The sequence below is a fragment of the Methanobacterium sp. BAmetb5 genome (assembly GCF_003491305.1).
Taxonomy (GTDB): Archaea; Methanobacteriota; Methanobacteria; order Methanobacteriales; family Methanobacteriaceae; genus Methanobacterium.
This window is the reverse complement of record NZ_CP022706.1, coordinates 807,501-830,000: the sequence shown is the minus strand read 5'-3', so window position 1 is coordinate 830,000 and position 22,500 is coordinate 807,501. Positions and strand designations below refer to the sequence as shown.

The following is a 22,500-nucleotide window of genomic DNA, read 5'->3' as shown; positions in this document are numbered from 1 at the left end:
GTTCTCGTTCATGACCACTATGACCTCTAAATCATGATTACGGCCCATAACACCTTTTAAAGCTTTAATTATACTCTTGTTGGTTAGAAACTGGTTTTCAAGGTATATGAATTGTTTGGCCTGGGCCAATGCCCGGCGGTAACCTTCAAAGATTCCCAGTTCACCCTCTTCATTTAATGTTTCCGGGGTAACGGATCGGACCATCTGCACCGGTGTTTTACCGGCAGGATTGGAAACTGGATTCCTGGTGGGGGGTTCTATTTTCCCCTGTCCCTGGTATTCTTCCAGGGTAATGTAATTCCACATCTGGCAGAAAAATTCTTCCACATGGTAAACTGCCCCTCCCCTCAATTTAATGGACACGTCATGAACTGGTCGAACACCCTTCGGCTGGCGTCGCGGGTCTTTGATTATATGCTGTGGTGAATCCCAGTAATCCTTTTTAAAGGGGGATCCAATCACGTAAGCCTCTTCACCATCGACCACCATGGTCTTGGCGTGCATCACATGTAGACCATGGGACTTAAATTCACGGATCTCCACAGAACTATCCTGGAAGAATTCTTCCATCTGGGAATAACTATCAGGCACTGCCAGATTTTCATTTAGAATTATTTTAACATCCACTCCCCTTCCTGCTGCTTCCTGAAGTGTGTGGGTTAAAACAGCTTGAGGGCGGAAATTATCTCCTTCACTGGTGAAGGTGGCGGTAAAATCTGTCTCAAATTCAAACTGAGTAAGATAAATGTAGGATTGGGCCTTCTCCACAGATTCAACTACCCTTTCCAGCTCTAGCTGGTTATCAACCAGGACTTCCACCTGATTATCAGTGGTGAACCTGGATTTCGGGGAGCTGCCCAGGGTAACGTACCATCCTTCGGCCCAATTACGGGGGATGATGACATCTTCCATGGTCTTCATGGTTTCAGATACTGCGATGTGCTTATCTGTTCTTCCCAGTTTCGATATCCCCAGAACATCTTTAACCACCACCTGTACAGTGGGTTTATCATCTAAAATATTCTGATAACTACCCGGGGAGTATAATAACCTATAATGGCCCTGACTATCAGTTTCAGACTCAGCTAACACCGGTTGGTCTTTAAGTGAAACCGGGGAGATTTTATCCAGTGTCTTCACGACTCGGCTATCTTTTAGGGATGCTTCAATTTTTCCCGCACCTTCCACCTGAACCACCAGGCCCTCCAGAGGATGGCCGTTTTCATCCAGAACCTTACCTTCCACTCCCATATTTGATATTTTAATCCCCTCCCAAAGCATATCTTATTTTTAAGAGTATGAACAATTAATTTTCTTTATAATTGTTAAGTCTTTTCTGCCTGTTAAATCATGGTATTCCTACCATTTGATCCTTAAAATTTCAGTCTTTTTCTCTTTACAGTCCATTTAGGGGTTTTATTCAGGTTTAGATAAAGGGGTATATTTAAATAGGCTAACCTCCCAATTCTCTACTATAATAATTAAAATTCTATTCTCCTTAGATGATTTTAGAATGGTGTAAAAGGTCCTAAAAAGGGCTTTAAATATAGTCGAGAACTGGTGAATCAATGAAAATCGGAATGTCACATGGGGCTGGCGGAGAGATAATGCAGGGCCTCATTTCAGATATAATTCTGGGAAACATAAAAAACAAGAGTGTCAATGGTGGAGTAGGCCTGGAAGCCCTGGATGATGGAGCTACCATTCCCCTGGGTGAACATGAAATCGTGATAAGCACCGACAGCCATACCATCGATCCATTATTCTTCCCGGGAGGAGATATTGGCCGGATATCCATGGCCGGCACAGTTAATGACGTGGCCATGATGGGTGCTCGTCCCCTGGCCATAGCCAACGCCATGGTAATCAGTGAAGGATTTAACGTGGACGACCTGGAACGCATTGTCCAGTCCATGGATGAAGTATGCCAAGAAACAGGTGTGGCCATTGTGACCGGGGATACCAAGGTAATGGAGAATGACAAACTGGATAAAATGATCATCTCCACCACCGGGATTGGTATTGCCCCTAAAAATGCCATCACCCCCGACTCTGGACTAAAAGTAGGGGATAAGGTGATCCTCACCGGAAGTGTGGGAGACCATGGAATATCCCTCATGAGCTACCGGGAAGGATTCGGCTTTGAAACTGACCTTAAATCTGATGTGGCCCCAGTATGGGGTATGGTGGAGGCTGCCCTGGATATTGGAGGAGTTCACGCCATGAAGGACCCTACCAGGGGTGGAATAGCTAACGCTCTCAATGAAATGGCTGAAAAATCGGGTGTGGGTATGTTTCTGGATGAAGAAAAGATACCAGTTAAACGGGAGGTTATTGCTGCCTCCGAGATGCTGGGAATTGACCCCTACGAAGTGGCCAACGAAGGTAAGGTCATAATGGGGGTGGCCCCGGAGAAGGCCCATGAAATCCTGGAAGCTATCCGTAAAAACAAGTACGGTAAAGATGCCCAGATAATTGGTGAGGTAACCCCGGATAAACACGTGATTCTGGAAACTATGATGGGCGGTAAACGGATACTGGAAGCACCCATAGCCGATCCGGTTCCCCGGGTTTGTTAACCCACTTTCCACATTTTTTACTAAAACCATAGAACCAAATAGTACTCTAACCCGGGTTAATCTGAACCTAAGAAGACTAAACAATTAAATCCGGCTACTATAAATGTATAAACATCCAGATGTAAACACAGGTGATTTATAATGGAGGAATTTTGGGGTGGAAGACTGGCTGCTTTGATAGTTGATGCGATTTTCATCACGCTACTTATGTGGGTTCTGACGGCTATTATTTACCCGTTAATCGCATGGACCAATCTATACTCGGTTTTTAATTATTGGCTTATATTATGGGGATTGCTGACAGTCCTGTACTTCATGATAATGGAAGGGAAGTGGTCCACAACCCTGGGTAAAGGTCTGTTCAAGCTAAAAGTCCAGTACAAGGAGGGGGATATGGATTATAAAAAGGCACTCCTGAGGAATATCTCTAAATTCCTGTTGATACCCCTGGTGATTGACCTGGCCGTAGGATCTTACCAGAGTAAAGATGGGAAAGAGAGATACCTGGATCAACTCGCAGGGACCCGGGTAATTAAAGTAGAATAAAGAGGCAACTATTTTTTTTATAATTTTTAAATTCTTTTCATTTAATCTTAAAAAGAAGAAAATCTGGAAAAAGATTCTCATCTTCTTTTTCCAATTTATTATCCCTTTCCAATTACTCATCCACAATTTTAACCAGTTGGACCTCTTCTGGCTGGGATATGGCTCTGCCGATTATTATAGTTGCCACCACTGCTATGATGGTAATTAAAACTGCATAGATGAGTAAGCCCATCAAGTCGCTTCCTTTTGGAAGAAATTGTGCTATTAATGCCTTTATTGCTTCGTTCCATGCCAGTGCTGCGATTAATCCAAACGCAGTGGTGAGTAGTGTGGCTATGGTCTGAAGTACCTGTCCTTTAACTTCCTGTGCCTGTTCTTTCATAAACTTTCCCTCCTTACAAGAAATAATTGTTTATTATTTTTGTAGGATAATTTATATAAATTTGAGTATAAGAATGGCACTTCAGGGATAGTATAGGGTTGAATTTTACTGAAGAAGGATTATAAAGGTGGATGATTTCAATATTATCTTAAAATGACAATCCAATCTTATCCTTTTCAAATCTCTGTTTTTTTAAATCTAAGAATTAAAATATTAGAATGAGATAAATATGTTAGAAGATTATTTATGATTTTGATTTAGGTTTACCCTAGCCTAAATGGAAAAATTTAGGGAATAAGTCCAAAACTGGCACGGAAAGATAATATGAAACCAACATTTATGGGCGCATCTACCAAACAGGGATACGAGATTGCTGCTAAAAGTAGAGAGATTGTAAGGTCTCTTATTGATGAAAAAACCAAGGGTATGACGTCGGAGGAACGATCTATAGTGGAGAGGATAGTTCACTCTACAGCGGACCCTGAATATGCAGATATAACTCGGATGAGTTCTGATTTTGTTCAGCAGAGTCTGGAATCAGTTTCCCAGGGGAAGGATATTCTGACGGATATAAGTATGGTGAAGGCCGGTATAAACAAGTATCCTGGAAACATCTACTGTTATATCAATGATGAACGAGCGGTCAAGCTTGCCAGGGAACAGGAAATCACCCGGGCGGCAGCAGCCATGGAATTAGCGGCAGTCGAAGGTTTTGAGGGGGTGGTGGTTATTGGAAACGCGCCAACTGCACTGTGGAAGGTAATGGAACAGGTTGAGGCAGGTTCAATGAATGTTAAGTCTGTTATTGGTGTTCCGGTAGGATTTGTGGGTGCGGCAGAATCCAAAAAAGCCCTGGCAGAGACTTCAATCCCCTACCTGGTCACTGAAGGCCCTAAAGGTGGCACTCCAGTGGCTGTAGCTGCAATTAACTCTTTAATTAATATTTCAAGAAATGAAAGGTGAGGATTAGGTTAGAGCTTAATAAATGAATACATTGAGTTTATAATGAAGTTAATTAATGGAGAGGATAAAAATGAAATCTGAAGATCTATTTAAAGATGCTAAGAATTATCTTCCCGGAGGGGTTGACTCACCGGTAAGGGCCATTAAACCCTATCCTTTCTTTGCCCTTAAGGGAAAAGGGCCCCGCCTGTTCGACGTGGATGGAAATAGTTACCTGGACTACTGCCTGGCCTACGGGCCACTGGTATTGGGCCACTCCTATGCACCGGTGATGGAAGCAGTGGGCCAGCAACTTCTACGGGGCTCGGCCTATGGTGTTCCCACAGAAGCAGAAGTGAACCTGGCCCAGGAAGTGGTAAAAAGGGTTCCCTGTGCGGAAATGGTCCGTTTTGTAAACTCGGGAACGGAAGCCACCATGAGCGCCATACGCCTGGCCAGGGCAGTCACCGGGAAAAAGAAAATAATTAAATTCGAAGGAGCCTACCACGGCGCCCATGACTATGTCCTGGTTAAATCAGGCTCCGGAGCCGCAGGATTACCTGACTCTCCCGGGGTCCCGGAAGAAACAACCAGAAACACAGTACTGGTACCATTCAATGATGAAGAAGCCATCACCAACCTGGTGGAACAGGAAAAGGATGAAATTGCGGCCATCATCCTGGAACCAGTAATGGGTAACGTGGGTTGTATACCTCCACAGAAAGGTTTTCTGGAATTTTTACGAAAAATAACCACTGAAAATGACATAATATTAATCTTTGATGAGGTTATCACTGGATTTAGAATAGCCCCAGGAGGTGCCCAGGAATACTTTGGTGTAACCCCGGATCTGGTAACCATGGGAAAAATTCTGGGAGGCGGATTCCCTATGGGTGCATTTGCAGGTAAAAAAGAATTAATGGAACGCATTGCCCCACAGGGAGATGTTTATCAGGCAGGAACCTTCAACGGAAACCCCATATCAATCACGGCAGGTATAGAAACACTTAAAAATCTGGACAAAGCCTACTACCGTGAATCAGAATCTAAGGGACTTCAAATGCGCCGGGGTCTGGCAGATATCCTGGAAGATGCTGCCCTGGATTATCAGGTAGCGGGACTATCCTCCATGTTCCAGATCTACTTCACCCCCACCAAGGTGTGGGACTATGCCCAGGCTAAGACCGCGGATGTGGAAAAATTCAACACCTACTTCCGGACATTACTGGCCAATGAGGTATTCATTCCCCCATCACAGTTTGAATGCTGCTTCATATCTGCAGCACACACCCCAGATGATATCCAGTTAACACTGGAGGCCATGGAAAAGGGAATTAAAGCTGCGGAAAAATAAACCATAGTTTAAAAGGTTAAAAACTTTTAAACTTCACTTTTTATAAATAGAATTTTTATTAATAGAATAAGGAAAATATTATTCTAAGGCTTAAAATATCTCTCCGGCTAGGGTAATTATCAGAACCGCTATCAGGAGGACAATCGCTGCACCCAGGAAACCTATGGGTCCCATTTTTCTGGAAATTCGGGGAGAGTTTTTGTTACTTTCTTCAAGGGCTCTTTTCTGGTCAACCATCATCATCATGCGGTTTAGTTCAATAACATCGCTGGCGCCTTCATTTTTCTTGTTTTCAGGACGGAATTCTTCCACATTATCCCATAAATTACCTTTATCCTGGATCAGGGTGTCAAGGGCCTCATCAGATACTGGTTCCTGGGGAGAAATACGGTCAACCACTCTTTTATTTTCAGATGTTGAATTTTCAGTTTTTACTTTGTTAAGGGGGTTTTGAGTGGTATATCCGCCCCGAGATTTGGGGGATTTATTAAAAACATGTTGTCTAGTGGATTTTAAATTATCTTTCATCGGGGTATGGGGTTCATGGTAGTTAAGGGAACCACCACATTCACATTTTTCAAAGTCTTCTGGGCTTTCATTTTCTTGTAATTCGTAATAACCCTTACACTGGGTACAAACTAGATATCCCTTAGTGTTATCTGAGAACTGAATTTGGTCTTCGGGGTTTTCAGGTTTTAAAACCATTAAAGCACCTTCATTTTAAGTATTCTAACGTTTAATTATGGAATTTGTTAAAAAAATTTATCAGACTAGTTTTTAACTTTTTATCCCTCAATCCCAGTTTTTAATTTTCAACTCACATTTCATTCCTTTTTAAGTTTTCATTCGGTTAAGTTCACCTATTAATTATTACCTTAACCCATTATCAGTCACAAAGAATTTTATAATTAATTGCTATATCTTTATTATTTATAATAATTTCTAATTAGGTAGGGAGGGGGAAAAATCGGATTAAGGGGCAGATATTTAATATTATTGTCCCATTTATAAAAATTAACAGAATTACTCTTTTTTGTCATGGGTCATTATCCCCTAATTCCGGTCCTGAGGATACGGGGAAGATTCCGCTATTCATATTTAAATAGATCCACAGGAAAAATATTAACTATGAAAATCGCAGCAGGTGTGGGTGAAAACCAGGCCATAGTCCAGGCCTCCCGCCAGGTTGATTTTGAAGTAGTTTTAACTGAATCTGAAGAGGAACTCTTGGGCATGCTATTAAACGGGGAGGTTGCAGCTGCAATCAGAGGGTCATTGAGTGCCTCTCATTTCATGGCCCGGCTGCGGGAACTGTATCCTGAAGTTTACCGGGCATCACTTCTGGATATACAGGGACACCTGTTTCTTCTGGCTCCAGTGGGGATTGATGAAGGTGACACCCTAAAACAAAAGAGGAAAATCATTGAGTACGGTGACAAATTCCTTCGCCAGATGGGTTTAAATCCTAAAATAGCTATCTTGTCCGGGGGAAGGCCCCAGGATATAGGTAGAAGCTCCCGGATAGACGAGACCATACAGGAAGCAGAAGAGTTAACCCGGATCACAAGGGATAAATATGCGGTTAAACACTACTTTATATTGATAGAAGATGCCATTGCTGATGGAGCCAACATGATACTGGCACCAGATGGTATCTGTGGGAATCTGATTTTCCGTAGCCTTGTTTTGCTGGGTTCGATTCAAAGCCAGGGGGCAGTAACCCTGGGTATTGATGAAATCTTCATTGATACTTCCCGATCCCAAAATGAAGAGGGATACCTGCGGGCTTTGAAACTGGCGGAAAAACTGGCCAAACAACATTAGTATATAATCCATGGTTCTAAATAACCATAAAAAACTTACTAATTAACTAAGACTTTTCCAAAACAGTCTAAAAACCATTGCCTGTCAGGATATTATAGAATTACCGGCACAAATCAGCGGAAATAATCCCCCCATCACGGCATGATTATAACAGATCACTTATCTAAAATTCACTCCTCAATCTGGGGAATTACCAATCTACAAATTACTAAATAAATCTTACAAATCTAATAAAATATTAAGGGAATATAAAATGTCAGCATTAGCACCACTTTACAGGTTGTATGAATGGTATATTTCACGAAATCTCCGTCCGGAGAATATGCCAAAACATGTAGCAATTATCATGGATGGAAACCGCCGTTTTTCCAAAATCCAGGGTAATATTAATACTATTGAAGGACACAAGAGGGGAGTAAGTACCTTAGAACGGGTACTGGACTGGTGTGTTGATCTGGGTATTGAAATTGTAACGGCCTATGCCTTCTCCACCGAAAACTTCAACCGGTCTCCCGAAGAGGTGCATGGGTTAATGCAGCTCTTTAAGGAGAATTTCCAGGGAATAGCCAGCAACCCCAAGATACATAACAACCAGGTCCGGGTTAAAGCCGTGGGTAAATTGGAACTTTTACCGGATGATGTCCGGGAAGCCATCCGCGTTGCAGAAGAGTCCACAGCCCACTACAACAAAAGGCAGGTAAATATAGCCATTGGTTATGATGGACGTGCCGAAATCATTGATGCCATAAAGAAGATAGTTAATGAAGTGGAAGAGGGAAAATTAAAACAGGAAGATATTAATGAGGAATTGGTTAATAAAAACCTCTACACTGCTGGTCTGGAGGATCCCAACCTGATCATACGAACCAGTGGTGAAGAAAGACTCAGCGGATTTTTATTATGGCAATCTTCCTATTCGGAACTATATTTCTGCGATAGTTTATGGCCAGAACTCAGGAAAGTCGACTTTTTAAGGGCAGTAAGATCTTACCAACAGAGAGACCGGCGTTACGGAACCTGAACACAGATTAAGTGTACTAGATCGCCCTATAATCTAATGACACAGGTGTAGAGACTGAGAACGGTACTAGTAAACCCACCAAAATTTAATCAATCACACTAACGGTGGAGGAAAATGATCGACAGTCACTGTCATGTTGATTTTAAAGCTTACAATAAAAACCGCCAGGAAGTTATCAGCAGGGCTAAGGAGAAACTCACGGCCATTGTAAACTCCGGAGCCTCTCTGGGAGGGAACCGCCGAACCCTGCAACTGGCTACAGAACATAAAAAATTCATATATCCTACCCTGGGGTTTCACCCGGATAATGCCGCCCGTGCTGACTTTTCAGCAGTTAAACAGGCTTTGGCAGAAATTGAATCCAACATAGATCAGGCTGTAGCCCTGGGAGAAACTGGACTGGACTTTAATGACCTGGATAACCAGGAAGATAAGGATAAACAGGTAAAACTCTTTGAAACCTTCCTGAAAATGGCAGTAGAATACCAGTTACCCCTGGTTATCCACGCCAGAGATGCCGAGGAAAAATCCCTGGAAATGGTCAAAAAATATCCTTCCCTACCCCCGGTAATATTCCACTGTTACGGTGGGGATCTGCAAACTGCCCAGAAAATAGTGGAGGAGGGATACTTCATCTCTATTTCCACCATAGTGTGCTTTTCTGAACATCACCAGGAACTGGCGGCTAAACTACCTTTATCTCATCTACTCACTGAAACAGACAGCCCCTATCTCTCACCATTCAAAGGACAGAGAAACGAACCGGCTTTTGTCGAGGAAACAGTGAAAACCATAGCCCAGGTTAAATCCATTCCTGTAGAAAAAGTAGCCAGGGTAACAGAAAACAATGCCCGGGATATATTTGGACTGTAAAAAGAATAATTTTTTTTGATAAACTGATTTCTAAATGGGGATTAGTCTGATTTTACAATTAATTTGATTTTACAAATTTGTGAATTAATCTAATTAATCTAATTTTAATTAGGGTAATAGGGTAATGATTTTTTAAAAATTTAGTTATCCCTGAATCAGTTTTTATCAAAAAGTTGAATATATTGATTAAATAAAGGTAACAGTTTATTTTTCGAATTCTTCACCCCTTTCTTCCAGGACCTCTTTGGCAGCCATTAAACCATTAATTGCTGCAGGAAAACCGGCATAAACTGCCATTTGGATTATAACTTCAATTATCTCCTGGGGGGTGCAGCCCACATTCAAAGCACCGTGCACATGGGTTTTAAGCTCTGCGGTGGCACTTCCCAGGGTGGTGAGGGAAGCCACAGTTACCAGTTCCCGGGTCTTAAGATCCAGGCCTGGCCGGGAATAGATATCACCGTAGGGGAATTCTGCAATGTAACGGGCCATATCTGGAGCTATGCCATTTAAAACTTCTTCTAGGTCCTGGTAAGATTCGGGATTCATCTTCTTCAGATTTTCTAAGCCTTTCTGGTATCGGTCTTTACTCATGATTACACTTGCCTTGACTATTGTTTCCATTTGGTTTTAAGGTCACTCTATTTAAAGTATACATTTAATATCTACTCTATCCCATAATTAGTTTAGATTATGATGATTCCATAGGGTTCTAATGAATATTTAATGGCCTCATACTTTAGGATGGTGATTTAATGAAAAAGTTATTGATAAGTTTTTTAGTGCTGGTAGTGGGTGTTTTAATATTCCAACCAGTTATGGCCGCAGAACAATCCAGTTTAAGTGACATAAAAGACAGTGCAGATCAGGCACTACAGAACGCCAGTAAAGCTACCAATGAAACTGCCCAGGAAGTTGAACAAACCATGAATCCTATTCAGGATATTGTTAACACCATCAACTCCGTAGTACAGCAGATACAACAGATCTTCCAGGATATATCCTACATAATGAGTGGAGGAAACCAGTAATTTTCTCTTTTAAATGGAATACCCGTAAGTTTCTTAAATAATTTTTTTTATAAAAAAATTTAAACTAACTGGGATTTAAACTATCGGAGGGCTTTTTATTAAACCAAAAGTGATCTTAAATGCAGCCATGACCCTGGATGGGAAAATAGCCACCCAAACAGGAAGTTCTGAGATATCAGGCCAGGAAGATATTTTAAGGGGGCACCGGCTCCGCAAAGAAATGGATGCAATAATGGTTGGTATAAACACAGTCCTGGCTGATGATCCCCGCCTCACAGTCCATAAAATCTCATCTAACCCCGAAGACAATCCACTGCGGGTAGTGGTGGATAGTAAAGCCCGCACACCTCCAAAATACAGGATCCTTAACCCGGAAGCTCCCACTATCATTGCAGTTTCACAGGAAGCATCACGGGATAAAATAAAGGCTCTTGAGGATGATAGTAAGGCAGAAGTGATTATCTGTGGGGACAAACAGGTTGATCTAAACTGTTTAATGGATGAACTGGGAAATAAAGGGATTAAAACGTTAATGCTTGAGGGCGGTTCCACTTTGAATTATTCTATGCTCAGTGCCGGCCTGGTAAATGAGATAAGGGTCTGCATAGCCCCCATGATCGCCGGGGGAGCCGAGGCCAAGACTTTGGTAGATGGGAAGGGAGTGGATTACATGAAAGATGCCTTCCGTTTAAAGCTCAAGAAGAGTTATAACCTTGGAGAAGACCTCATAGTTGAATATGAAGTCTTATAATTCTATTTTTGTAAATATTTTTTGGAAAGTAGTAAATTTTTTTAAAAGTAGTAAAACCTGGAAAAAAAGTGATTTTAAGGAAAGATGAGGGATAGTTTTAGTCAAAAATGAAATTACATCCTAATACTGGCATATCTCTCTAAAGAATACCCTTTCCCTCTAATATACTAACGGGATTATCCCTTAAAACTGTTTTAAGTTCATCTGCAGGTAAACCTGCACCCAGTGCTATTTTTTCAGCCATCTGGTAATTTATAAGGTCTCCCGGTGCATGGGTGTCGGTGTCCACCACCAGATTAGCTCCCACTTCCTGGGCCACCTGCACCACATGACCATTACCCAGACTGTGACCTCTTCGGGCGCTGATCTCAAGGGCAATATCATTTTCCAGGGCAACACGTGCTTCTTCATGGGTTATAAGTCCAGGGTGTGCTAAGACGTCAACATCGGGGCAGTTAACCGCACTCCAGTTAGTGCCTTCAATAACTGGTTCCACCAGTGTCTCACCGTGCACCACCACGATCTCCGCCCCTAATTCCCGGGCTTTGCGGGCCAGTTTGGGAATTATCTCTGCAGGGGCGTGGGTTATCTCTGCTCCCGGAACGATCTCTATGTCCCAGTTATCCCGGATATCTAAAACCGCGTTAATCACACGACCAACACAGTCCAGGTTGCTGGCATCCACGTGATCAGTTATGGCCACTGCCTGATGGCCTAAAACACAGGCTCGGCGTGCTATTTCTGATGGTAAGAGTTCCCCATCACTGAATATACTGTGAGTGTGCAGGTCTATTCGTTTTCCCATACCTAGTCTCCTTCTGTGATTTGTTACCTCAATAATTTGGGTTATACTTATTTATGGAAGGGCTTTCCCTCCTTGGTTATCCCATTAACCATGGACTTTACTACCTTTACTATTTATTTAGCTGGGAATATAATAAATGTGGTGATAAATTGCAATCTTTAGTTTTCGCTCCTTCTCATATAACTGGTTTTTTTGAAATCATTGACCATCCCAACCCTATGATCCGGGGTTCCCGGGGAGCAGGAGTAGTCCTGGACCAGGGAGTCCTAACCAGGGTGGAGGTATGTGAGGGAAACGGTGAAATCATTATAAAAACCAATGGAAACATCAACAATTACCCCTCTCGGGAAGATTCAGTAACCTGTAAAACACTGGATCTTTTGAAAAAACAGTTCACAGAAATTGAGTGGACTAACCTCCACATAACCGTTGATCATGAGCTCAACGTACCCTTAGAAGCAGGATTCGGCGCTTCTGCTGGTTTTGCCCTGGGCACATCCCTGGGACTTTCACAAATTCTCAAGCTTCCATTAACCTTTAACCAGGCTGCAGGCGTGGCCCATAAGGCCGAAGTTCTCCTATCAACTGGTCTGGGAGATGTTATGGGCTCAGTGGTGGGAGGGTTCCCTCTAAGGATAGAACCCGGTGCCCCGGGATTGGGAAAAGCAGATAAACTACTCTCCCCAGAAAATCCCCGGGAAGATACTGACGAAGGGGAGCTTTTCATCATATTTAAGAGTTTAGGGACTATAGAAACTTCCTCGGTACTCACTGACCCGGTTAAAACAAATAAACTCAATAGTGTGGCCCGAGACATGCTTCAGAGGCTAATGCTTAAACCCCAGGTCACCCACTTCATGGATCTGTCTCTGGAATTCGCCCAGAAAACAGGCTTCATTGACCCCGAGATAATGGAGATGGTTGACGTGCTTAAAGATGAAACCATGGGTGCTTCCATGGCTATGCTGGGTAGAACCGTCTTTGCCATATCCTCAACTCCAGATAATAGTCTGGAAGGATCGTGTGTGGCCCGGATCGATCACTGTGGTTGTCGGATAATTTAAGTCTTAAAATAAGAACTATTTATTGATGTTTCCCGAAGAAATGGAAGGTTTAGTGTAAAAACACTCTCTTCAATTTTTTTACCATCAAATTAAAATTGGTCAAAAATTAATTAGCTTTGGGCCCACATTCAATTAGTTTTGGGTCAAAACATCTTCAATTAGGTAGTTGATGTCCTTTTCATCCAGTCTGTGGGTTAAGGTCCGGGTCATTTTTCCCACCACAAATACCATGACATTTAAGCCCCGACTGGCAGCGGCAACTGCTGCCTGTGGAGTGGCAAATTCAAAATCAGGTTCTATTCCCAGTTTATTTACCAGGGACCGGGAAACAGTACCCATAACTCCCACCTTCTGCACACGGGCCTCATATTTTTCCATAATTTTCTGCACGTTATCCAGATCACAGGCACGGGTACCACCCTGGTTAATGGTGGGGAGTTTCATAATAACTACAAATCCAGGTTCAAGTTCTATGGTACCACTTAAACTGACGAGGGCCACATCTTCCCCTTTTATAGCATCATGGAGCACTTCCGCACGGGCCGGTGTTTCTTCTTTAACTGCGTACAGAATTCCATCTTCCATTTTAAGCCACACAGATTCTCCTTTTTTCATATCTTCCTGAGCAATGGCAGGCCACACTGACTTGTAGGTGTTCATGGTGTCTATAACCTGATCAGCATATTTACGGAGGTTGTTGGCCTCAGTTTTCACCTTTTCAATGCCACGTTTGGTGATCTTGTAACGTGACTGGCCACTGCCTGTTTCTACCCATCCTTCATCTACCAGTGTCTTCAAATTCTCGGAAACAGCCTGCACTGTAATGCCCAACTTGTCAGCTATATCCTTCTGCCGCAGGTGGGGTTGTCCCCGGGCTATGTCCGCCAGAATCTGAAACTTGGTAAGTTCCCCCTTTTTCTTGAAAACCTTCATTTCATCACCGTGTGCTCTATGATTCACTTTTTATTGATCCCTTTATTAATCGTTATGATTTTTGGGTGGTAGTTGGATTATCTTTAACCATCTTCCTAACTGGTAGATTATTTCCAGAATAGTGGGTAAGGTTACAGAACACCGTTCAATTGTTCGTTGAAGAGTTCCAGAAATTTATCCTGTTTATCCCCGGGGATGTAGGCACCGCACGCTACAGAGTGGCCACCACCACTTCCCCCTACCTTGGCAGCCACCTGGCTGATCATATGGCCGAAGTGGATTCCATCAAATGCCAAGAGACGGGAACAACGTAAAGAAACCTTTAAGCCTTCGTTTTCATCGTTTATCCGAGTAAAACCAATCATGGGCTTTCTCCAGTCACCGTAACTTAGGACCATACCAGCTATGGTTCCCACCACCTCACTTTTTATTCCGTTACCATGGAAGTACTGCAAGTTAGTCATGTTCTGGATCCGGTCTTCCCCCTGGATCCAGTTCATTTTTTGGGCCAGGTAACGGCGGTGCTCCTTCCCCTGGGCTTCCATCTCATCCAAGGCCATACCTCGGTCTCCCTTAAGAACCTTTAAGGCCACCTCTGGATTTTGGTGTCGGCTGCAGGCGTTGATGGCCGTTGAAAATTCACTGGCATCACGCAGGGGGGAATACTTTTCCTCCCTCAAGAACTCGTAGGCATCGCCAGCCACCAGGCGGGGAATGTAACGGACATAGCGAGGGGGTACCTCACGGCTTAACATCCGTACCAGCTCGGAGAAGATCCTTCCCTTTTCCGCCTGGCTTAGATCGTAAAGTGTGCGCTGTTTTTTCCCATTGTTAATGGGTATGTCCAGATTCTTTAAAAACTGGATGGATTCATTGCGGTTGTTGGTGATGGGTAGTTTAACATCACCAAAATAGGATAAGGCCACGAACAGTGGCCGGGTTTGGCGTCCGTAAATGGCCAGATCATTAATTGACTCTACCAGGTTCAACTTCGCCCCGTCATCCAGTATTTCTTTATTAAGCCCTACTAACTTCCCGGATAAATTGTTCTGCATATCCCCGATGGCACTCAAAACACCTATCCAGCTTAGATCATAAAAACCGAATGTTCTGGCCAGGAGGTAGCACATACCTCCCCCTGAAACCTGATGCGAACCATCCAGACCATAGTGGTTGGGGTTCACCTCCAGAAACCCACTTCCCACTGGTGATATATTTCGCAGTGGGGGGTGATGGTCCAGAACTAGAACCTTGGATTGGGATGTAACGAAATGGTCTAAATCTTGTCCTGAACCCAGGTCTGAGAATATGGTGAGTTCATTTTTCTTTTCCAGTTCGGGAATCCGGTCCAGGCTTATGAACTCTATTTCATGATCTATCTCCAGACGGTCCAGAGTTGCAGACAGTATTGCTCCGGAAGATATTCCGTCACAGTCTATATGGCTGTATATTTTAATATCTTCTGCCTTTTTGACCATTTCATTAGCTTTAGCCAGTGATTTATCCAGATAATCCCTGTTAACCGCCATTTAACATTCCTTCCTTGGGTAGAGTGCTTTTTAAAAATGATTACTTATTTAATTTATTTAATAATTCATTATTTAATTCTCTTTTCATGAAATTACCAGTTTTTAATTCTCTTTTCATGAAATGGATTAATATTATAATTTTAAATTTCTTTAAAGAAATAGATTCTGGTTAATCAGATCCTGTTTATTGAATTTTATTTATCTTTTGATCTGGAGCCATTAATGAGATTACTTAATTTAAGGAGGAGTTCACGTTTGCCCATTTTCCGGTCTACTATTACCCGGCCGGATCCTTCCCACCAGGAGGTAGGGTAAGCTTTATGTTTTTCAGTGGATGGGTTCAATCCCAGTTTTTTAGCTGCCTGAGAAATTTCCCGCAGTTTTGGTGCTTTAACCGAACCTTCTCGGGGTATCTTCCTTCCTTCAGATTTAGTTTTGGTGGAATCCAGATAAACAGGCCAGATGATTATTCTAGTTTCATCTTTCATGATCATTAACCCTCTACTCTTGTTTATAAAAGTCAATTTTGATATTAAGAATCTTGTATTTAGAATATAATCTTTAAGTATTGTTAAATAATTCTTCATCTAACCGTAGTAACATGTCCTTCACCGTGTACTTGGCCGGGGCAATGGATGGTATTCCCAGTTCTTTCAGCGGTTTCTGGGTGATAGGTCCGATAGCCACCACCAAGGTCGGCCCATTTATAAGAGACTTTATTAATTCTTCTTTTTTATCCCCGGATAGTTCGAAAAGGTTGGTGACGGTCAGGGGACTGGTGAAGGTTACAGCATCTACTTTCCCCTGGATTATTTCTTCCACCAGTAACTCCACCTGGCTGGTGTCGTGGGGTTTGGTGGATCGGTAGGCTTCGGCCAGGTAGACAGTGGCTCCCCTCTCTTTCAAACCTTCCGGTAGAACATCCCGGGCCTGAAAGGTGCGGGGAACACCCACTTTCTTCCCCTTAAGATCTACCCTCTCCAATTCCTCTAGAAGACCTTCGGCAGTGTAATCTTTGGGAACTATGTTGGCAGTGATACCGTAATCCTTTAAAACTCTCCCGGTGCGGGGGCCGATAACTGCTACCTGACAGAGGGGGTTGAGATTTGCCTTAAAATCAGGACAGAATTTAAAGAGAGATTCCAGTGAAGCAGGGGAGGTGAATATTAACCAGTCCAGTTCACCTGCCTTCTGGCAGAGGGCCATCAAAGAATCACTGGCCACAGCTTTCAGCTCCAGGGTGGGGACCACCAGGGGTATACCTCCCAGATCATTAACCAAGTCCACGGCAGCCTGGGACCTTTCCGGGGGTCGGGTTATGGCGATTACTTTACCTTCCAATCCACTCATGATCTTTCCTCACCCTTTTTTACTCTGAATGGATTGGTAAACATCCACCACTGGCCCAATTATCACCAGGGCCGGAGGTTTTATATCCTTCTGAGCTATGTTCTCCAGGGTATCCAGCACCATCCGTTCATCCGGGGTGGTTCCCTTTTCTATGACACAGACTGGTGTTTGGGGGTCCTTGTGCTCCATGATCTTCTGGATATTCTCCTCCAGGTGACCCACACCCATGAGGATCACCAGGGTGTCGGCATTGTAGTTCCATTGGACCTGTTTTTCATTTTTAGTGGGATCTTCATGTCCAGTTACCACGGTGAATGATGTTGCCACCCCACGGTGGGTTACCGGCAATCCGCTAGAGGTGGGGACACCAATGGCCGAGGTCACGCCGGGTATTACTTCAACGGGTATTCCTTCTTCCAGTAGGGCCAACATCTCCTCACCACCCCGGCCAAAGACAAAGGGGTCACCACCCTTTAGTCGAACTACGTTGTCATATTTTTTACCCTGTTCAATGAGTATCTGGTTTATTTCTTCCTGTTTTTTGGAATGGGCTCCGGCTTTTTTGCCCACGTAGATCCGGGCTGCACCACTGGCGTACTTGAGTATTTCCTCATTGGCCAGACGATCGTAAACCACCACATCTGCTTTTTGCAGGGTTTTAATAGCTTTAAGAGTTATTAGATCCGGGTCTCCGGGTCCTGCACCTACTAAATAGACTACCATTAATTCACCATGTGAAATTTTTTTAAACTCAACATTTTAGAAATTAAGAATTCCTTTAAAGAACTTCAAACCATCATCGGAACCCAGAATAGATTCAGAAGCCCTTTCCGGGTGGGGCATAACGGCGCAAACCCGTCCTTCCAGGTCACATACTCCGGTGATGGCATCCAGGGAACCATTAGGATTGTCGCCGGCAAATCCCAGAACGATCTGGTCCTGGTCACGAAGTTCATCAATGTATTCGGTGTAGTAACGGCCCTCGGCATGGGCAATGGGCATTTTTATAACTTCATTCTTGTGGTAAAGATGGGTGAATGGTGTTCTGTTGGTTCTGACCTTCAGATCAGCCCATTCACAGATGAACTGGGCCTTTTCATTGAGGGTGAACACTCCCGGCACCAGCCCTACTTCAGCCAGGATCTGGGCACCGTTACATATTCCCAGAACTGGTTTTTCCTCTTTAACTATATCTTTGATCCCGTCGATCACTGGTGTGATGGCAGCGATAGCCCCGGCACGAAGGTAATCTCCATAGGAGAATCCTCCGGGGATGACGATGGCCTCAAATTGTGATAGGTCCCTCTGGTTCCACCAGACATAATCAGGTTGGGCTCCCGCCAGCTGGAGGGCGTGGAACACATCCCGGTCACAGTTAGAGCCGGGGAAGCGTATGATCCCCACTTTCATCTCAATCACCTGCAGCTTCCATCTGGATCTGGTAGTCGTGGATCACCGGGTTGCAGAGCAGTCTTTCACACATCTGGACCACTTCTTCACGGGCCACTTCAGGATTTGCTGCTTCCAGGGTGAATTTAACTATTTCCACAGTGGCGGTATCCTCCACCTCATAATCTAAAAGGGCCAGGGCCCTCTGGATGGTGGATGCTTCGGGATTAAGCATTCCTTTTTTGAGACTTATTTCAACTTGTACTTGGTATTTCATGGCATCACCAGGGATTAATTTTAAATAAACTTTTTATAATTGTTCAAATTCATTATAATCTTCATATTTTCCTTATATCTTCCCATCGATTTCTAGATCAAAGATTAATCCATTTTAGAAATCTAATTTCCATTTCTTCTTATCCTCCTCATCCAGGATTATGTTGGCCACCTTTTGGTAGGCATCGATGACTCCAGATTCACCCTTTCGGAAGAGATCCTTGTCCAGGATGTCACAGGTTTCACTGTCCCAGAAACGACAGGTATCCGGACTGATCTCATCACCCAGGACGATATTCCCATCTACATCACGTCCGTATTCTATTTTAAAGTCCGGGAAGATGAGCCCCCGGTCTTCCAGGAAAGTTTTAAGGGTACTGTTGATCTTCAGGGTGATCTGGCGAATTTCCTCCAGATCATCTGCTGTGGCCAGTCCCAGGGCCAGAATGATGTCATCGTTGAGCATGGGATCATGGTATTTATCATTTTTGTAGTCCATCTGGATGATGGGTGGATGGAAGGTCTGACCGTCCTGGAATGGGAACCTCCGGAGGAGACTTCCTGCGGCTAGATTCCGGGTGATAACTTCCAGCGGTATCATATCCAGTTTGTGGCAGAGCATGTAACCCGGTTCGGGCAGGTCGATGTACTGGGTTTTCACCCCAGCCTCCTCCAGGAGCTGGAAGAATTTAGCGGAGATAATGGAGTTATAGTAGCCCTTCAAGCCCATAACTTCCTTCTTTTCCCCATCTCCTGCGGTGATATCATCTCTGAATTTCACCAGAACCTGGTTAGGGTTACTGGTCTGGTACACATCCTTGGCTTTGCCCCGGTATAGAAGATTTCCCTTATCAATATTCATGTTAAACTCCGTCTTTTTATTTGGTGTCAAATGTTTATATAGATATTAAACTACATTAAGATAAAACTACATTAGAAATATTATAACTAAGGATTATAATAGATTGGCATTGTTACCATTTACCTAACTTACCTTCTCAGGTGAAATTAATATGTGCGGAATTGTGGGATGTATACTTAAAAATGACAAAGCAGCACCAGTACTTCTGGATTGTGTGCAGCGCCTGGAATACCGGGGTTATGACTCGGTGGGCCTGGCTACCTATTCATCATCGGGAATCAACATCAAGAAAGACCGGGGAAAAATCAAAGAAGTTTCCCAGAAACTGCACCTGGAAGAGCTTCCGGGAGAAATAGGCATAGGGCATGTTCGCTGGGCCACCCACGGACTCCCCACCCAGGAAAATGCCCACCCCCACACGGATTGTGAGGGAAAAATCGCCGTGGTTCACAACGGAATCATAGAAAACTACAAGGAACTCAAGGACCAGCTGGTCAGTGAAGGACACCACTTCGTCTCCCAAACTGATACGGAGGTAATTGCCCACCTCATTGAAAAATATCATAAAGATGGCCTGGACCTGGAGGAGGCCATAAACAAGGCCATCACCAAGCTCCACGGGTCCTATGCCTTTGCAGTTATCAGTACTGATGAACCCAACCGTATCCTGGGGGTACGGAAAGAAAGTCCATTAATACTGGGACTGGGAGACGGTGAATATTTCCTGGCTTCCGATGCCCCGGCCATACTGCAGCACACCCGTAGGATCATCTACTTGGCAGACCATGAGACCTTCATTATGGATGAAGAGGGCATCACGGTCAAGGATCGTGATGGCCGGGTGCTGGATAAACCGGTTGAAACCATCCGCTGGACTCCGGAAATGGCTCAGAAGGGAGGCTATCCTCATTTCATGCTTAAAGAAATCCATGAACAACCAGATGCCGTTCAGAATACTCTATTTGAGGTTTCAGATATCAAAAAGATAGTCAGTCAATTCCCAGAATTCAAAAGAGTCACCTTCGTTGCCTGTGGAACAAGTTACCATGCTTCACTGGTGGGCAAATACCTGTTTGAAGGACTTTTAGGACTACCCACTGATGTAATCCTGGCTTCAGAGTTTGAATTCTCTGAAAAGGCCATTGACCCTCATGCCCTGGTTATATTCATCAGCCAGTCTGGAGAAACAGCAGACACATTAAAAGCCCTTAGAATAGCCAATAAAAAGGCTAAAACCCTGGCAATAGTCAATGTACTGGGCAGCACAGCCACCAGGGAAGCTGATTATGTCATATTCACCAGAGCCGGCCCAGAAATCGGTGTGGCTGCTACCAAGACCTACATCAGTCAGTTGACCTGCATATATCTCCTGGCAGCTTGCATGTGTCAGGATGAGGAACTTTTAGAAGAACTTCAAAAGATCCCGGATTGCATGAAAGCAGTGCTATCCCTGGAGGAGGGTATCAAAGAAATGGCTGGAAAATACAAGGACGCCCAGGATTTCTTCTTCATTGGCCGCGGATTCTCCTATCCCACCGCCCTGGAGGGAGCACTGAAGCTCAAGGAAATAACTTACATCCATGGTGAAGGATACGCAGCCGGAGAACTCAAACACGGACCACTAGCCCTAATAGATGATGATGTGCCGGTGGTGGCAGTTGTCCCTCCTGGTAAAAGTCACGATCGAACGTTGAGTAATGTGCAAGAGGTTAAAGCCCGGGGAGCACGGGTAATAGGTTTGGGATCAGAGGATGATCAGGTCTTAAGTTCGGAAGCTAGTGACATGGTAAAATTCCCCCACCAGATTCCGGAGCTACTTTCACCACTCCTTTACGTGGTTCCCTTACAGTTACTGGCCTACCACATAAGTGTTCAGAGGGGAATTGACCCGGATAAACCTAAAAACCTGGCCAAATGCGTAACTGTGGAATAAAGTCAAATAGGTGACTGTGGAATGAAATAATATTCCCAACACCTCAATATCCATTTTTATTACATTTTTCCCGGTGGAATAAAAAATTCAAAAAATAAAGGGAGAGTTTACCCTTAAGATCATTTCGGTTAAGGACAGTAAGGCCATGATATTTAAAGGTGGTTGAAGATACATTTAATTGAGGATACTTCTTAATTAGAAAGGTAAATTACATGTCCCCTAAAAAATCAGGAACTCTGTTTATTGTTTTAATGATTGCTCTGGTTGCCTATGGAACTGCTTCCACTGCCAATGCCCTGAATATAGGTACCGATATTGGAGTAGGGTTAATTCCATCAAATTTCAATTTAAACGGTGATCAGAAGATCAGTGAAATTGGTGACTCTAACTTCACCCCGGTGCACATTGTAAAGCATGTGCAGCTTAACATTACCAACGCCACCAACGCCACCAATAACACCACTTCCAACACCACACCGACCAATACAACAACTAAACCCTGATTAAGCTATAATTAAGGAATAAATATCATTTTTTTTTAAAGATGAATGGAATCATTCCCCATTTTTCCACGGTATGATACGGGGATTTATGAAGCTCATTATGAAATGAAAACTTTTTAGACACCAACATCAAAACATATTTTTTAGGGAATACACTCCCTTGATCCAGGGGATTAATTAAAAAAATGTTTAAGTAATTGGGTATGATTGTGAATATGTTGGTGATATATTCAAATTATAGTTAAATTGATAGATAATTATAGATAATAACTGCGAGTTTGAGAACATAACATTCATAACAGGTGATTAAATGTCAGAGGAGAATAAAGTTGGAGCGAAGATCCGTCAGTTACGGGAATATCGCGAAATGTCACAGGAAGAACTGGCCGATGCCAGTTTTAGCAGTGTAGAACTCATAGAAAATCTGGAAAGTGGAGCACTGGTACCCTCACTGACTCCTCTTTTGAAAATTGCCCGGGCACTGGGTGTCCGCCTGGGAACCCTGCTGGATGATGCCCCACAAAACGGCCCATTCATGGTCAAATCCGGAAGA

26 protein-coding genes (2 of these 26 running past the window's edge) are annotated in these 22,500 nt (G+C 43.6%); 13 read left to right on the top strand and 13 right to left on the bottom strand.

Translation table 11 applies throughout. The annotated features are described in order from the left end of the window. Positions 1–1,251, bottom strand: the 5' portion of a protein-coding gene (locus tag CIT02_RS04015) for a phosphatidylserine/phosphatidylglycerophosphate/cardiolipin synthase family protein (RefSeq protein WP_292614239.1). 576 nt of this gene lie to the left of the window's left edge; 1,251 of the gene's 1,827 nt are visible here — the first part of the coding sequence; it begins with the start codon at positions 1,249–1,251; its stop codon lies beyond the left edge, outside the window. Positions 1,252–1,568: 317 nt separating this feature from the next. On the opposite strand from CIT02_RS04015, the gene hypE reads away from it, so the two are divergent. Continuing rightward, positions 1,569–2,579, top strand: a complete 1,011-nt coding sequence (gene hypE / locus CIT02_RS04010; protein ID WP_292614237.1) for a hydrogenase expression/formation protein HypE — start codon at positions 1,569–1,571, stop codon at positions 2,577–2,579. A gap of 141 nt (positions 2,580–2,720) precedes the next feature. Continuing rightward, a complete protein-coding gene (locus tag CIT02_RS04005) occupies positions 2,721–3,125 on the top strand; it encodes an RDD family protein (RefSeq protein WP_292614235.1) in 405 nt (134 codons plus the stop codon). Positions 3,126–3,237: 112 nt separating this feature from the next. On the opposite strand, the gene CIT02_RS04000 is transcribed toward CIT02_RS04005, so the two are convergent. Continuing rightward, positions 3,238–3,507, bottom strand: coding sequence for a DUF5654 family protein (locus CIT02_RS04000; RefSeq protein ID WP_292614233.1), 270 nt, complete (start codon positions 3,505–3,507; stop codon positions 3,238–3,240). Positions 3,508–3,831: 324 nt separating this feature from the next. Between CIT02_RS04000 and CIT02_RS03995 the strand changes: the two genes are divergently transcribed. After that, on the top strand, positions 3,832–4,470 hold the full coding sequence (locus tag CIT02_RS03995) for a cobalt-precorrin-8 methylmutase (protein WP_292614231.1): 639 nt from the start codon (positions 3,832–3,834) through the stop codon (positions 4,468–4,470). Positions 4,471–4,540: 70 nt separating this feature from the next. After that, entirely contained in the window at positions 4,541–5,803 is a 1,263-nt protein-coding gene (gene hemL / locus CIT02_RS03990) for a glutamate-1-semialdehyde 2,1-aminomutase (RefSeq protein WP_292614229.1), read from the top strand. Between the two features lie 90 nt (positions 5,804–5,893). On the opposite strand, the gene CIT02_RS03985 is transcribed toward hemL, so the two are convergent. Beyond that, complete coding sequence (locus tag CIT02_RS03985; protein ID WP_292614227.1) at positions 5,894–6,508, bottom strand: hypothetical protein; 615 nt, start codon at positions 6,506–6,508, stop codon at positions 5,894–5,896. A gap of 423 nt (positions 6,509–6,931) precedes the next feature. Between CIT02_RS03985 and mtxX the strand changes: the two genes are divergently transcribed. The 3 genes from mtxX to CIT02_RS03970 all read left to right on the top strand — a co-directional run bounded on the left by mtxX (position 6,932) and on the right by CIT02_RS03970 (position 9,521). Further along, a complete protein-coding gene (gene mtxX, locus CIT02_RS03980) occupies positions 6,932–7,627 on the top strand; it encodes a methanogenesis marker protein Mmp4/MtxX (RefSeq protein WP_292614225.1) in 696 nt (231 codons plus the stop codon). Between the two features lie 253 nt (positions 7,628–7,880). Beyond that, positions 7,881–8,648: a polyprenyl diphosphate synthase gene (uppS, locus tag CIT02_RS03975; RefSeq protein WP_292614223.1), complete on the top strand. Its 768-nt coding sequence runs from the start codon at positions 7,881–7,883 to the stop codon at positions 8,646–8,648. Between the two features lie 114 nt (positions 8,649–8,762). Further along, on the top strand, positions 8,763–9,521 hold the full coding sequence (locus CIT02_RS03970; protein WP_292614221.1) for a TatD family hydrolase: 759 nt from the start codon (positions 8,763–8,765) through the stop codon (positions 9,519–9,521). 204 nt (positions 9,522–9,725) lie between these two features. On the opposite strand, the gene CIT02_RS03965 is transcribed toward CIT02_RS03970, so the two are convergent. Then, positions 9,726–10,115 carry a carboxymuconolactone decarboxylase family protein gene (locus tag CIT02_RS03965; RefSeq protein WP_292614219.1) on the bottom strand — a complete coding sequence of 130 codons (390 nt, stop codon included), beginning with the start codon at positions 10,113–10,115 and terminating at the stop codon, positions 9,726–9,728. A gap of 161 nt (positions 10,116–10,276) precedes the next feature. Between CIT02_RS03965 and CIT02_RS03960 the strand changes: the two genes are divergently transcribed. Next, on the top strand, positions 10,277–10,552 hold the full coding sequence (locus tag CIT02_RS03960; RefSeq protein WP_292614218.1) for a hypothetical protein: 276 nt from the start codon (positions 10,277–10,279) through the stop codon (positions 10,550–10,552). A 97-nt stretch (positions 10,553–10,649) separates the two neighbouring features. Then, positions 10,650–11,303 carry a 2,5-diamino-6-(ribosylamino)-4(3H)-pyrimidinone 5'-phosphate reductase gene (locus tag CIT02_RS03955; RefSeq protein ID WP_292615017.1) on the top strand — a complete coding sequence of 218 codons (654 nt, stop codon included), beginning with the start codon at positions 10,650–10,652 and terminating at the stop codon, positions 11,301–11,303. Between the two features lie 139 nt (positions 11,304–11,442). Here CIT02_RS03955 and CIT02_RS03950 read toward each other — a convergent pair whose 3' ends face one another. Next, positions 11,443–12,108 (bottom strand): histidinol phosphate phosphatase domain-containing protein, encoded by a 666-nt coding sequence (locus CIT02_RS03950; RefSeq protein ID WP_292614216.1) that lies wholly within the window; start codon positions 12,106–12,108, stop codon positions 11,443–11,445. Between the two features lie 149 nt (positions 12,109–12,257). On the opposite strand from CIT02_RS03950, the gene CIT02_RS03945 reads away from it, so the two are divergent. Continuing rightward, entirely contained in the window at positions 12,258–13,172 is a 915-nt protein-coding gene (locus CIT02_RS03945) for a pantoate kinase (RefSeq protein ID WP_292614214.1), read from the top strand. A gap of 132 nt (positions 13,173–13,304) precedes the next feature. Here the strand turns inward: CIT02_RS03945 and CIT02_RS03940 are convergent, their stop codons facing one another. The 8 genes from CIT02_RS03940 to purC all read right to left on the bottom strand — a co-directional run bounded on the left by CIT02_RS03940 (position 13,305) and on the right by purC (position 19,511). Further along, complete coding sequence (locus tag CIT02_RS03940; RefSeq protein ID WP_292614212.1) at positions 13,305–14,105, bottom strand: MarR family transcriptional regulator; 801 nt, start codon at positions 14,103–14,105, stop codon at positions 13,305–13,307. Positions 14,106–14,236: 131 nt separating this feature from the next. Further along, positions 14,237–15,634: a single-stranded-DNA-specific exonuclease RecJ gene (gene recJ / locus CIT02_RS03935; protein WP_292614210.1), complete on the bottom strand. Its 1,398-nt coding sequence runs from the start codon at positions 15,632–15,634 to the stop codon at positions 14,237–14,239. A 194-nt stretch (positions 15,635–15,828) separates the two neighbouring features. Beyond that, on the bottom strand, positions 15,829–16,122 hold the full coding sequence (locus CIT02_RS03930) for a signal recognition particle protein Srp19 (RefSeq protein ID WP_048073997.1): 294 nt from the start codon (positions 16,120–16,122) through the stop codon (positions 15,829–15,831). A gap of 73 nt (positions 16,123–16,195) precedes the next feature. Further along, on the bottom strand, positions 16,196–16,984 hold the full coding sequence (locus CIT02_RS03925; protein ID WP_292614207.1) for a uroporphyrinogen-III synthase: 789 nt from the start codon (positions 16,982–16,984) through the stop codon (positions 16,196–16,198). Positions 16,985–16,993: 9 nt separating this feature from the next. Next, positions 16,994–17,707, bottom strand: a complete 714-nt coding sequence (cobA, locus tag CIT02_RS03920) for a uroporphyrinogen-III C-methyltransferase (protein ID WP_292614205.1) — start codon at positions 17,705–17,707, stop codon at positions 16,994–16,996. A 36-nt stretch (positions 17,708–17,743) separates the two neighbouring features. Next, positions 17,744–18,394 carry a phosphoribosylformylglycinamidine synthase subunit PurQ gene (purQ, locus tag CIT02_RS03915; protein WP_292614203.1) on the bottom strand — a complete coding sequence of 217 codons (651 nt, stop codon included), beginning with the start codon at positions 18,392–18,394 and terminating at the stop codon, positions 17,744–17,746. A 1-nt stretch (position 18,395) separates the two neighbouring features. Beyond that, on the bottom strand, positions 18,396–18,650 hold the full coding sequence (purS, locus tag CIT02_RS03910) for a phosphoribosylformylglycinamidine synthase subunit PurS (protein ID WP_292614201.1): 255 nt from the start codon (positions 18,648–18,650) through the stop codon (positions 18,396–18,398). A 114-nt stretch (positions 18,651–18,764) separates the two neighbouring features. Next, positions 18,765–19,511: a phosphoribosylaminoimidazolesuccinocarboxamide synthase gene (purC, locus tag CIT02_RS03905; protein WP_292614198.1), complete on the bottom strand. Its 747-nt coding sequence runs from the start codon at positions 19,509–19,511 to the stop codon at positions 18,765–18,767. 151 nt (positions 19,512–19,662) lie between these two features. On the opposite strand from purC, the gene glmS reads away from it, so the two are divergent. The 3 genes from glmS to CIT02_RS03890 form a co-directional block, all read left to right on the top strand. Beyond that, positions 19,663–21,444 (top strand): glutamine--fructose-6-phosphate transaminase (isomerizing), encoded by a 1,782-nt coding sequence (gene glmS / locus CIT02_RS03900; RefSeq protein ID WP_292614196.1) that lies wholly within the window; start codon positions 19,663–19,665, stop codon positions 21,442–21,444. 212 nt (positions 21,445–21,656) lie between these two features. Then, a complete protein-coding gene (locus CIT02_RS03895; RefSeq protein ID WP_292614194.1) occupies positions 21,657–21,947 on the top strand; it encodes a hypothetical protein in 291 nt (96 codons plus the stop codon). A gap of 310 nt (positions 21,948–22,257) precedes the next feature. Further along, a protein-coding gene (locus tag CIT02_RS03890) for a helix-turn-helix domain-containing protein (protein ID WP_048073629.1) crosses the window boundary here: on the top strand, positions 22,258–22,500 show its 5' portion. It continues 342 nt past the right edge of the window; 243 of the gene's 585 nt are visible here — the first part of the coding sequence; it begins with the start codon at positions 22,258–22,260; its stop codon lies beyond the right edge, outside the window.

Coding starts and splice junctions, on each gene's coding strand:
- hypE (WP_292614237.1), top strand. CDS start 1,569: ATGAAAATCGGAATGTCACATGGGGCTGGCGGAGAGATAATGCAGGGC.
- CIT02_RS04005 (WP_292614235.1), top strand. CDS start 2,721: ATGGAGGAATTTTGGGGTGGAAGACTGGCTGCTTTGATAGTTGATGCG.
- CIT02_RS04000 (WP_292614233.1), bottom strand. CDS start 3,507: ATGAAAGAACAGGCACAGGAAGTTAAAGGACAGGTACTTCAGACCATA.
- CIT02_RS03995 (WP_292614231.1), top strand. CDS start 3,832: ATGAAACCAACATTTATGGGCGCATCTACCAAACAGGGATACGAGATT.
- hemL (WP_292614229.1), top strand. CDS start 4,541: ATGAAATCTGAAGATCTATTTAAAGATGCTAAGAATTATCTTCCCGGA.
- CIT02_RS03985 (WP_292614227.1), bottom strand. CDS start 6,508: ATGGTTTTAAAACCTGAAAACCCCGAAGACCAAATTCAGTTCTCAGAT.
- mtxX (WP_292614225.1), top strand. CDS start 6,932: ATGAAAATCGCAGCAGGTGTGGGTGAAAACCAGGCCATAGTCCAGGCC.
- uppS (WP_292614223.1), top strand. CDS start 7,881: ATGTCAGCATTAGCACCACTTTACAGGTTGTATGAATGGTATATTTCA.
- CIT02_RS03970 (WP_292614221.1), top strand. CDS start 8,763: ATGATCGACAGTCACTGTCATGTTGATTTTAAAGCTTACAATAAAAAC.
- CIT02_RS03965 (WP_292614219.1), bottom strand. CDS start 10,115: ATGAGTAAAGACCGATACCAGAAAGGCTTAGAAAATCTGAAGAAGATG.
- CIT02_RS03960 (WP_292614218.1), top strand. CDS start 10,277: ATGAAAAAGTTATTGATAAGTTTTTTAGTGCTGGTAGTGGGTGTTTTA.
- CIT02_RS03950 (WP_292614216.1), bottom strand. CDS start 12,108: ATGGGAAAACGAATAGACCTGCACACTCACAGTATATTCAGTGATGGG.
- CIT02_RS03940 (WP_292614212.1), bottom strand. CDS start 14,105: ATGAAGGTTTTCAAGAAAAAGGGGGAACTTACCAAGTTTCAGATTCTG.
- recJ (WP_292614210.1), bottom strand. CDS start 15,634: ATGGCGGTTAACAGGGATTATCTGGATAAATCACTGGCTAAAGCTAAT.
- CIT02_RS03930 (WP_048073997.1), bottom strand. CDS start 16,122: ATGAAAGATGAAACTAGAATAATCATCTGGCCTGTTTATCTGGATTCC.
- CIT02_RS03925 (WP_292614207.1), bottom strand. CDS start 16,984: ATGAGTGGATTGGAAGGTAAAGTAATCGCCATAACCCGACCCCCGGAA.
- cobA (WP_292614205.1), bottom strand. CDS start 17,707: ATGGTAGTCTATTTAGTAGGTGCAGGACCCGGAGACCCGGATCTAATA.
- purQ (WP_292614203.1), bottom strand. CDS start 18,394: ATGAAAGTGGGGATCATACGCTTCCCCGGCTCTAACTGTGACCGGGAT.
- purS (WP_292614201.1), bottom strand. CDS start 18,650: ATGAAATACCAAGTACAAGTTGAAATAAGTCTCAAAAAAGGAATGCTT.
- purC (WP_292614198.1), bottom strand. CDS start 19,511: ATGAATATTGATAAGGGAAATCTTCTATACCGGGGCAAAGCCAAGGAT.
- glmS (WP_292614196.1), top strand. CDS start 19,663: ATGTGCGGAATTGTGGGATGTATACTTAAAAATGACAAAGCAGCACCA.
- CIT02_RS03895 (WP_292614194.1), top strand. CDS start 21,657: ATGTCCCCTAAAAAATCAGGAACTCTGTTTATTGTTTTAATGATTGCT.